Below are 11,955 nucleotides of genomic sequence, written 5' to 3'. Positions count from 1 at the left end.
CTTCTTCCTTATTCCTTCTTCCTTCTAACTTCTTCCCTCTAACTATAATTACCATTTGCTGGTTTAATAGGAATTTCAATTATGAACTCTGTACCTTTTCCAACTTCAGAAACACAACTCAGATCGCCCCCATGTTTTTCTACTACAATTGAATAGCTAATTGATAATCCTAAACCTGTACCTACTCCAACTGGTTTCGTAGTAAAAAATGGGTCAAATATTTTAGACAATGCTTGAGAATTAATACCACTACCATTATCAGCAATTTTTATTTTTACTGTTTCTGACTTTGTTACTTCAGTAGAAATTGTAATAGTGGGTTGACTGTCAAATTCTTGTTGTTTATCTCGCCGATTTTCTAAAGCATCAATTCCATTAGCAAGTAAATTCATAAACACTTGATTAACCTGGGAAACGTAACAGATAACCTGTGGCAAATTACCATAGTTTCTAACTATTTTAACTTCATGTCTATCTGACTTTTCTTTAATACGAGTATGTAAAATTAGTAGGGTACTATCAATACCTTCATGGATATTTACAGGTTTCATATCTGCTTCATCTAAGCGCGAGAAGTTACGCAGAGAAATAACAATATCTCTAATACGTTCAGCTCCAACTTTGATAGAATTCAAAAGTTTTTGTAAGTCTTGTATGAGAAATTCTAAGTCAATATCTTCAATTTCATCTTGAATTTCTTCTACAGGTTCAGGATAATGTTCTTGATATAAATCAATCAAATTTAGTAAGTCAGAAATATATTCATTCGCAGGGGAAAGATTACCATAAATAAAGCCGACAGGATTATTGATTTCGTGAGCTACTCCAGCAACTAATTGTCCTAAACTTGACATTTTTTCACTTTGAATTAGTTGAGATTGAGTACGTTGTAGCTCGTGCAATGTTTGCTCTAGTCGGAGATTTTTTTCGTTTAATTCCTGGGTTCTTTCTTGTATTTTTTGTTCTACTGAACCGTACAACATTGCATTTTCTAAGGAAACTGCCGCTTGAGATGATAAAAGTCTTAATATCTCCAAACGTTCGGGAGTAAATGCACCTGTAGTTAGGTTATTTTCCAAGTACAAAACTCCGATAAGTTTTCCTCCATTAATAATAGGAGTACATAAAACAGATTTAAGTTGAATTTTGGCAACATAAGGGTCAGTTGTGAAACGATCTTCAGCAAAAGCATTACTTAAAACAACATCTTGGCGTGTTCGTTCTACATAATTAATTACTGTTAGTGGTAAATCTTCAGATTCATTAATTTCTGTTTCTTGAACTACCACTTCTTCAGAATCTAAAGTAGCTTCCGCTTTATTCATTAGTTGTCCTTCTATGGGTAACAAAAGTACCCCTTTTTCTGCACCAGCATTTTCCATGAGAATTTTCATTAATTTAGATAGTAATTTATCTAATACAATCTCACTAGAAATTGCTTGAGATGCTTTAATAACTGTGGCTAGATCTAAGGACTGACTATTACTGCCTGTCTCACTAGAAATTGCTGTGGTTTGAGGATCAATCATATAGTTTTTAACTGTTAATAAATTTTTTAATTCTGGATATTGATTTTCTAAATCTTTTACCTTTATATTTGCCCCCCAATTGTGATAACTATAGTAAGCGTCATGTAAATGAACTTTTGCATATTTAGGTTTACCTTGATTTAACCAGCATTTTATTGCTAATTCATTACCTAAGGCTTCATATTGAATAAATTCATTTTTACTAGCAGATTCTATCCCTTGATTATATAAGTCTATTGCTGCTAAATTTTGTCCAGAAATACTGGCAATTTCTGCTGCTATTAATAAATACTTATGTTCAAAGTTTTCCGGACAATTATTTGCCCAAATTTGCATCTGTTGTTGATTTTTTTCTAGTTGCTGCCAATATTCTTTTTGCTTAACTTCAGAAACATTTGGATAAAGGGCGGTTAAAATTAGTGAATAGTAAAAATTAAATTCTGTAGTAGGTAGAATACCTGTAATAAATCCGAGATATTTTTGAGCTGATAAAATGCTGTCTAGTGCTGCATCTAAATTTCCATACAAATATAAAAGATATGATTTATAAATTAGATATATGCACAAGGAATAAAAGTTTTGATGTTGTTGACAACTAGCTAAATATTCTGCTTCTTGCTCTAGATTAATATCGAAATTAATTTGCTCTTTGCTGAGAGAGTCACTCTCCTCATTTTCACTTTTTAATGACAGGTTTTCTAGAAGATTTTTAATTCCGATTAAACTATCTGTGGAAAGTTGATTTTTAGTTTTTTGAGTAAATTGTAAGTAGCGATAAATTTCTGTCAATACTTTTGGGATAGGTTGACCTTGAAATAATGAATTAAGAGATGTGTTATGTAGAAGATAACCTGCATATTCTAAATCCCCTGATTCTAAAGCAGCTCCATATCCTTCATGGTTAATTATATTAGACTCTTTAATGTGCTTAAACCAAAAACTTAATGAATTAGCAAATCCTGCACAAGCTTTACATTTTAGTCCCGAAATTTCCCATTTATCAGTTAGTTTTAATGCCAAAAGACCAAACTGATATGCGGAGTGATAATCTCCGAAATAACTATTGAGAATTATTCCATAGTTAGAATAACACAGACATGATTCGGCAACGGAACCATATTCTAGGGAAATGTTGACACCTTTGAGTATCATTATTGTCCATAATTCGGGATTGGTTAAATAAGCGGATGCCATCAAATTTGTTAATAAAGCTAAAGCTAATTTAGATTTTGATGTGTGCTGCTCTTTTTCATTAATTAGGTTGGCAATTTCTTGATTCCCTAAATTTTCTTTGACTTTGGTAAAATCCTGATTAATTGCTGTCTGTAAATCTGTTTCTGGAAGCTCTATTTCTAGTAATGCTAGAGATTTTTTACCTGCTGCAATGGCTTGTTCATACTGACCGCGTAAAGTATATTGAATAACCAATAAATTATAAACTTCTATGTTCTCAATGATTGATTGAGAATGCTCTAATATTATATTAATTAATGCCTCACTTTCTGAGAAATTACTGTTTAAATATTCTCCTACTGCTCCTTCTTTATATAAAGCAAAAGTTAAATCATGGTCTTGACTCCAACAATCCCGATTTAATAGAGATATACCTGCTGTAATATATTCTTTAGCCGCTACATAAGCTGTGGCATCTTTGGCTTTTTTACCAGCTTCTAAATTGAGTTTTGCTAGTTCAATTTTTTCTGGTTCATCTGTAATTAAACTTCTGCCTATATTCAGATGATCTACTAAATCAAAAACTCGTTCCCCACGATATTCTGGAGGAGTATTTTCTAAGAATAAACGTCCAATTCTCAGATGTACAGCCTGTTTTTCAGATTCATCTATAAAAGTATAAGCTGCTTGTTGTACTCGGTCATGCAAAAACTTATAATTCAGAATTAAAAATGGATATAAGTTCAATTCTACATTTTTGGCTTCTGTTTCTGAAGCAGGTAGAATTAATCCTTCTTGAATAGCAGGTAATAAATCTTGAAAAGTTGCATAAGATTCTTTTTCATAAATTAATGAAAGGGTATTCAAATCAAATTGATTCCCAACACAAGCAACTAAACTTAAAACCTTCTGAGTTAAAGTTGGTAATTTTTCTAGTTTTCCAATCATTAACTCCACTACATTATCAGTAATATCAAGTGCTGTAATTTTTTCCATATCCCACTCCCACCGAATCCTTTCCGAATCAAATTTCAGCAAATTTTCCTGATAGAGAGTTTTCATAAATTCATTCACAAAAAAAGGATTTCCACCTGTTTTTGTTTCTATTAATTCTGCTAATTCTTTTACAGAAGCTTTATCATTGTGTAATGTCTCGGCAATTAATTGAGTAATATGTTCAAAGTTTAAAGGACTTAAATCTATTTGATTTATTTGACCATGATTTATATTCCCAGATTGAGAACGAATGGCATTTAAAGTCATCAATAAATGATGAGTTGAATTAACTTCATTATCTCGATATGCTCCTATTAGAAACAAATGCTTTGTTTCTTCATCCGTCATCATTAATTTAATTAGCTTAAGTGTGGCAGAGTCTGCCCACTGTAAATCATCAAGAAAAATAACTAGGGGATGTTCTGGTTGACAAAATAAACCAATAAAGTTTTGAAAGATAATATTAAAGCGATTTTGAGTTTCATTTGCTCCTAATTCTTGGATTTTTGGTTGGGGTCCAACAATTAATTCTAATTCCGGAATTACATCAATAATAATTTGCCCATTAGTACCAAAAGCTGCTAAAAGTTTATTTCTCCATTCATGTAATTTAGCTTCACTTTCACTTAAAATAATTCTGACTAATTCAGAAAAAGCACTAACAATTGCTGAATAAGGAATACTACGTTGAAATTGGTCAAATTTTCCCCAGATAAAATACCCACCTTGACGAATAATTGGTTGAGCAATTGCTTGTACCAAAACTGATTTACCTATACCAGAATAACCAGTTACTAACATCATTTCTTTTCTACCATTACACACCCGCTCAAAAGCTCCCATTAGTGCTTCAATTTCTAATTGTCTACCATATAGTTTTGGTGGGATTTGAAATTTATCAGAAATATCTTGACTACCAAGAGGAAAATCTACTATTGTTTCTGTCATTTGTAGTTGATTTAAACATTCATCTAAATCAGCAATTAAACCCCAAGCACTTTGATATCTTTCCGTAGCAGTTTTTGCTAATAATTTCAGTATAATATTTGATATAATCTGTGGAATTTCTGGATTAATTTCATGGGGAACTTTCGGTTGTTTAGCAATATGAGCATGAACTAATTCCATAGCATCAGTATTACTAAAAGGCAGTTGCTGAGTTAATAGTTCATAAAAAGTAACACCCAGAGAATAAAAATCTGTACGATAATCTATAGGAGAATTCATCCTCCCAGTTTGTTCTGGAGATATATACGCCAGAGTACCCTCTAAAATTTTAGAATTTTCTAGTTGATGGCTGTCGCGACTTAATACAGAAGAGATACTAAAATCTATAATTTTTAATTCCCCTGTTGTCTGATTAAATATTATATTAGATGGATTAATATCTTTATGAATAATATTAGCACTGTGAATTTCACCTAAACTTTCAGCTACTTTTATAGCTAACCTTAAAAAACCCAAAATAGTAAATTTTTCTGAGGCAATTAATGTTTGGAGAGATGCACCACCAAAATCTTCTAAAATCATTACTAGACTATTCTGATATTTTTCTAATCTATAAACTTTAGTTACCCCAGAAAGATTTAAAGACTTGAGAATTTCATATTCTTTTCTATACCGATTATTTTCAGATTCCCCCCCATAATTTCCTTTGCTAAGTTTAAGTACAACAGGCTGATGATCTGGCTCTTGTGTGGCTCTATAAACTATGGAATTAGTACCCTCATAAATTTTGGCAATAATTTGGTAACCTGAAATATTAATCATTGTTAAATTTTCCTGCAAAACTACTAAATTAGTTCTTAATTCTTAAATATTGTCCGTAAGCAGAAGGCAAGGGGAGTGTGGTAAGTGTAGGGAGTGTGGGAAATGTGGGGAGAAACTACAACCAGAAGGGTTAAATTAACTGTTTGGGCGTTCGAGCTTCCCATACCCTCACCGACCCACACCTGCTAAACTCATCCCCCCGGTGCATTTTACACTTAATGAAATAGCCACCCCTTTTAAGGGAATGAAAATAATAAACTTCAGTATTTCAAATCTCCCTATTCTCTAGAGATACTGATAATTGATAACTGATAACTGATAACTGAAATATGTCTTCTCCTCAAACTACTTTCTACCATGATATCCGTAACCTGGGAATTAACCAAAATCATTGGTATGCTGTTGCTCGTAGCATAGAACTTAAATCTCAGCCTTTAAACATTACCCTTTGGCATCAACCCATCGTTCTGTACCGGGGTTACAATGGAAAAGTCCATGCCCTAGAAGACCTTTGCCCTCATCGTTTTGTTAAACTTAGTTCTGGTCGTGCGATCGCCGATGAATTAGAATGTCAATATCATGGATGGCGTTTTGAGTCAAGTGGTAAATGTTCTCATGTACCTTATTTAGCAAGTAATCAAAAATTACCGACTTGTCAAATTCGGACTTTTCCAGTCCAAGAAATAAACGGTTTTATCTGGGTATTTCCTGGAGATAAATCATTGGCAAATTTAATTTCTCCTCTAGAAATTCCTGAGTGGGAACATCTCAATTATATTGCCACAATATCAGTCATAAAATGTCGCGCTCATTATTCTTATTTAATAGAAAATTTAATGGATATGCACCACGGACATTTACATCAAAACTGGCAAGCTTGGGCAGCAGCAGAATTAATAGACTTATCTGAAAATGACCACCGGGTAGATGCTTATTATCAGGCTCAAAGCTATTATAAAATTGACAAAATTTGGTCAATATCTCAATTATTATTTCCTGCTTTGCGACAACTCCATCCCGAACCATTAAATGTTAGTTATATCTATCCAAATTGGGTTTCTAACCTGGGCAAAGATTTTCAAATTTACTGTCTTTTATGTCCTATTAACGAAAGAGAAACCCAAGCTTATCTGGTTCACTTTACATCACTTCATGCCTTTTGGCGTTTACATAAACTACCAGAATGGTTTAGACGATTTGTTAAAAAAAGTTTATTTGGTTCAGCTCAAAAACTACTCAATGGTTTAGTGGATCAAGATGTAGAGATGATAGAAGAAGAACAACAAGCTTATCTAAAAAATCCTCAGCGCCGTAATTATGAGTTAAACAGCGCTCTAGTAAGTACACAAAAGTTAATTAGAAAACAAGCCATCAAATGAATCATAAATATATGCTGAAAATAATAGAGTATCTGTTTAACAGCCGATAAGATACTCATAAGGTATAAAACTTATCATACATAAGTTATCACCATATTATAGTTCGGTAAAAAGTCCCTGAATTATATCACTTTTCAGTTAAATAGACCAGAAAATCCTGATCGGGAGTGGGGAGTTGGAAGTAGTAAAGATGCCTAGGGTTTCTTTAGCTCACTCTAGTCTATCTAGAGGGAAAACTACTATAAATCACGTCAATAAAGAAAAATTGTCCCTGTTTGAATCTTCCGATTTCAAACAGAGATTATAATATCTGACTTATGACCAAAAAATCAGGTCAATAGCTGCCCCTTTTAAGAGGATGAAAAAAATAAAGTTCAGTATTTTCTTGCCTCTGGCTTTCCTACGGAATGCTACGCAAACAGTGGTCGGTACTGATAACTGGTAACTGATAACTGAAATGACTTTTGACTCTTAAGTTCGTCAAACAGTTACTCTCTAGGGAGCAACTAACATAGCTAATAAAAATTAGCACGATCGAAGTCAATATCTCTCACATTATGGATGGAGCTAGTTCAACATGGGTAATACCATTGGCATAATGTTTGGGTTTTTAGGTGGAACAATTTTCGCCAGTGAAGGGGGATACAAAGTCTTGCAACACCCTAACCCAAACCGAGAATATCAAAGACTTTCAGAAGCTAAATGGTTTTTGGCCTTGAGGTGGTGTGAACAATTTCCAGCTCCTGCTGGTATCCTTAACTTCCAAGGTCAATTTTCTTTTTATAATCAAGCAGCATTAAGAATTGGAGAACATAATTTTGTACCTCTAGAGTATAGGCAAGAAATTTTTAATCAATGTTTATCCTTACCAGCAGGTACAACAAAAACTTACTCAATTTTTGCACCTGATGGTAGTTATTTTAGCTCTTTTGAGGTGATGGGAATTGAGATCGATCCTAGATATGGTAGGGTGGCTATTGTTAATTCACTCTAATTTTTTTGATTGAAAAAATTGGTAGTCCTAAAATGTCATACCAATTCACTTGAAAAATGTCACAAATAGTTGGCTACTGATAATGTGAAATAGTAAGCTAAAATTACTGTATAACCTAACTTTTAAGCGATTCAAATATCACTTCTGTACGTCGCCCTACCGACAGCTACCCTAGGTTATACCGTTTCACGGAAGTCAAAATTCCAAAGTCAAAATTCTAAAGTAAGATTTAATAGACAGAAAACTTTATTATTCAGTAGTTTCAAGGGATTATTTGACATTATAAATTTTCAACTATTTGTAACATCCTTAAAGTGAAAAGGTATTACTAGGTGGGTTTTCTATTATAGGACTACGCATTTAGGGCGCGGATATTGGTAAATGCCGTTTGCAGACTATTTCCGCACCAAAAACTTAGTCAGAGATAACTTTTGACTGTCAGATGTGCGTCTTACATTCTGTTGGCGTAGCCTTTCCGTAGGAAATGGAGACCTCAGAATTACGCACTCGATCCATGACTTGCGCGTAGGGCTATACTTATCATTACTTCTTTACCACTACCAAAAAATTAAGCATTAGGTAGGTGAGCTGGAAGAACGCTTATGGCAGCAATAGCAATGTAGATGAGAGCAAAACGGGTTTCAAATATTGCGACAAAATAAAATTTTGTTGTACGATACCAATCTAATCTAAGGGCGATCGCTGCTAACTTAAGTAAGGCCACACCGAAAGATAAAGCTGTTACTAAGTTTAAGCAGTTGCACCAGTAAATACCAAGTATAATTAGGGTTGCAGTGCTATGATAAATAATTCCGGGTATAGGGCAACTGGTCTTTTGTTTCCGTAACTTGAGTGTAAATATAGCACTACTAAAAAATAGGGTATTAAGTATCCACATTGCTATAGCAGTTAGAGAAATATTGCCTGTGGTAGCTGTGTATGCTAGAGGTGCTGAGAGACAGATAGCTAAAAATCCAATCATTTCGTTTAATATAGATTTTTGTTTGCGCTTGAAAACAGCAATACTATCGGCAACTAAAGCTGCTATTGCTATTGCATAGATCCATAGTAAACATGGGGTTTGGAGGTAAAGCCACCCAGCGATCGCTATTGCAATACTTCCATACAAACCACCCCAGATTAAAAAGCGAGGTTTCCAACTGCTTCGCTGTTTGATTTGGACTACTAAGGGATGTTCTGCTTGTAAGGCGAAAAAAGCACAGATTAGAGCTAAAGTTGTTGAGCTTGTCCATTCTTGGGCTAAAGCTGCTCCAGTGAGAAAAGAACCACCTAAGACGAGTAATACCCCCTGTTCTGGAGAAAAGGTAGGTCTGCACCAAGCATATAGGTTGGGACGATTCTTTTTGGGAGTAATTATTGATAACTGAACCATACTTATCCTCCAAAATAGATAATATGACTAATTTCTATCAGATTCAAGCAAATATCTCTATAAAATTCTTGAGAATTATTATTAATAATTTCACAAATATCCCCTAGATTTTAAGTATTCATTGATACAGAAATCTGAAATAGTTACTAAATCAGGCTACTTAGGAATAAAAATTTCTATTTTTGGTAGTCCTGCATTGTAATGGTGAAGATATATATTTTTTAATTTCTTCTCACGCTCCCACACTCCCCACACCTCCCACACCCCCCACACTCTCTCTACCATTACTATGCACCACCACCCTTTAAAGAAAAATAATTGAATATGAGGATAAATTAAGATAATTCAATAATTGATAATTGATAATGGATAATTGATAATTATCAATTATTGAAAATACAATACCGATGCTACCGGACATGATATAAATTATTTTGATTAATTCTGGACATTGCCAAAAGCGATCGCCTCTCTCAAATCAAAGGGGCGATCGCTTTAACAATCAATTTAGATTGGGAAAAAGAGTGCTAATACTAATTAGATAGGGACAAAATCAGTATTAGTTAGATCGGCAAGACTGTTAGTGGGGGTAATAAAGTCAACCAAAGTTGCTAAAGTTTCTGTCGAGCCAGATATATCAGTCTGTATGATAGCATTGCTACTGTTGTTCGGGTCAAGTCCTATTATCAAGTCATCGAAAGTCAGACCATCTAATAAGAAGTTATCTGCTTCTAGAGGATCAGTTGCATCATCTACATAATCTAGAATCTGATCGTTGCCATCACCAGAACGCAATACAAAACTGTCATTCTCGTCTCCACCAGTTAGAGTATCAGGACCGCTACCACCATCAAGAGTGTCATTGCCGGTCAAACCACCATTAAGGATGTCAGCACCAGCACCGCCTAGAAGACTATCTCGACCGCTACCACCATTAAGAGTATCTCGACCGATACCACCTTCGAGGGTATCTCGCCCGGTACGACCGAGGAGGATGTCAGCACCAGCACCACCATCAAGATAATCGTCTTCGCTACCACCATCAAGACTATCGTTACCGCCACCACCAAGGAGGGTATCTCGGTCATTACCACCAAGGAGGGTATCTCGGTCATTACCACCATCAAGAAAATCTTGACCGTCACCACCGAGGAGGCTATCTCGACCACCACTACCAAACAGTTGGTCGTCGCCATCATCACCATTTATTGTATCATCTCCTCCTAGGCCGTCGATAATGTTGTTCTCGGCATTACCAGGAAGATTGTCATCGCCTGGAGTACCAGTAATAGGTGTAGGATCGGTAGGGTCGGTAGGATCGGTAGGATCGGTAGGATCGGTAGGGTCGGTAGGGTCGGTAGGAATAGGGTTCCCAAACTCGAAAGCACCAATATCAGCAACACCATTAACAACACGCTGGAAACCTGTACCACGTTGGTCGGTAGTTAGACCAAGAGAGTTACTGCCAGCGTTAATAGCAGCACTGCCAGCTTGTAAAGCATGGGTTTGAGTGGGTCCCCCGTTATCAGCAAGAGGATCTAGACCAGGGTTGACTCCAGTTAGGTCGCCTGTACCGTTGAAACGACCAGTAGCGTTTCCTGTACCAATTAAGTTGTTGCCACCACTTTGTATAGCGTTACTACTATTAGTTAATTCGTCAACGTCACTGTTAACGTTGCCAGCAATAATGCTAGAGGTGACAGTTGTAGTTTGAATGCTTCCGAAGGCAGCTAAACCACTACCTTTACCTACAGGTGCTTGGTTATTAGTAATTGTAGAGTTGTTTATTGTCGCATCAGGGCGCGTGCCATCTTTAACATAGACACCACCACCTTCACTATTTGCTGTGTTACCACTGATAGTGGAATTATTGATATTTGTAGTGCCAACGATATAAACACCACCACCATCACCAACAGCAGCACTTGCTAGGTTGTTATTGATAGTAGAGTTACTAATATTTGTAGTACCAAATGCGAATACACCACCACCGTCATCAGTTGCTGTATTATTGCTAATAGTGGTGTTGGAAATATTGGCGCTACCTATGTCATTCACATATATACCACCACCATCAGCTACACTACCTGATGCTGTGTTACCTGTAACTACGCTGTTGCTGAGAGTGAGTGCTTCATTAGTAAAGATACCACCACCATCACTTTGATTTGTGCCGGCACCAGAAGCAAAACCACCTGTAATGTTGACTCCATCAATGGTAACTTGAGCTTGATTAGAGTTGTTACCATCGTCAATATTAAATACACGGGAGTTACCTCCTGCATCTATAGTGACTGGGTTGGTTTCATCACCATCAATAGTGAGGTTTTTATCAATTAATAGTTCGCTGGCGAGGGCGATAGTCTGACCACCTAGACTGGGGTCAAATTGAATCGTATCACCTGCGGCGGCATCAATAATTGCTTGTCTTAGGGAACCAGCACCACTATCATTCAGATTGCTAACTAGAGCCATAATTTGTTCTCTTTTTAAGTATTTTGTTTACTGTTTAGTTAAACATTAGTAGTTGGTTCCCATCCGGAAAAATTTTAGATTAGCTTTGGCAGATTTATTTTGCTTGAAATTTAATTAGACATGGCAATAATTCCAGGGTAAATATTTATTATCCTGGTTTGATCAAGGTATTAAATAATGAGTAATTATGCTTGTTCAATAATTGATAATTGATAATGGATAATTGATAATTACCTCTGGTTAAAA

The 11,955-nt window shown here is 35.4% G+C and carries 5 protein-coding genes; 2 read left to right on the top strand and 3 right to left on the bottom strand.

What is annotated here, in order from left to right; genetic code table 11:
• Positions 1 to 38: 38 nt before the first annotated feature.
• Positions 39 to 5,468, bottom strand: a complete 5,430-nt coding sequence (locus ACP6PK_RS04865; RefSeq protein WP_426558251.1) for a trifunctional serine/threonine-protein kinase/ATP-binding protein/sensor histidine kinase — start codon at positions 5,466 to 5,468, stop codon at positions 39 to 41.
• 329 nt (positions 5,469 to 5,797) lie between these two features.
• Between ACP6PK_RS04865 and ACP6PK_RS04860 the strand changes: the two genes are divergently transcribed.
• Both ACP6PK_RS04860 and ACP6PK_RS04855 read left to right on the top strand, forming a co-directional pair.
• On the top strand, positions 5,798 to 6,847 hold the full coding sequence (locus ACP6PK_RS04860) for an aromatic ring-hydroxylating dioxygenase subunit alpha (RefSeq protein WP_426558249.1): 1,050 nt from the start codon (positions 5,798 to 5,800) through the stop codon (positions 6,845 to 6,847).
• A 577-nt stretch (positions 6,848 to 7,424) separates the two neighbouring features.
• On the top strand, positions 7,425 to 7,841 hold the full coding sequence (locus ACP6PK_RS04855) for a hypothetical protein (RefSeq protein ID WP_094673841.1): 417 nt from the start codon (positions 7,425 to 7,427) through the stop codon (positions 7,839 to 7,841).
• A 568-nt stretch (positions 7,842 to 8,409) separates the two neighbouring features.
• Here the strand turns inward: ACP6PK_RS04855 and ACP6PK_RS04850 are convergent.
• Complete coding sequence (locus ACP6PK_RS04850; RefSeq protein WP_426558247.1) at positions 8,410 to 9,234, bottom strand: YwiC-like family protein; 825 nt, start codon at positions 9,232 to 9,234, stop codon at positions 8,410 to 8,412.
• Between the two features lie 537 nt (positions 9,235 to 9,771).
• Entirely contained in the window at positions 9,772 to 11,709 is a 1,938-nt protein-coding gene (locus ACP6PK_RS04845; protein ID WP_426558245.1) for a choice-of-anchor Q domain-containing protein, read from the bottom strand.
• Positions 11,710 to 11,955: the final 246 nt, after the last annotated feature.

This window comes from Dapis hubbardiae BLCC-M172 (genome assembly GCF_050016015.1).
Lineage (GTDB): Bacteria > Cyanobacteriota > Cyanobacteriia > Cyanobacteriales > Microcoleaceae > Trichodesmium.
Note: the sequence above shows the minus strand (reverse complement) of the source record. Positions and strands in the feature narration are given on the sequence as shown.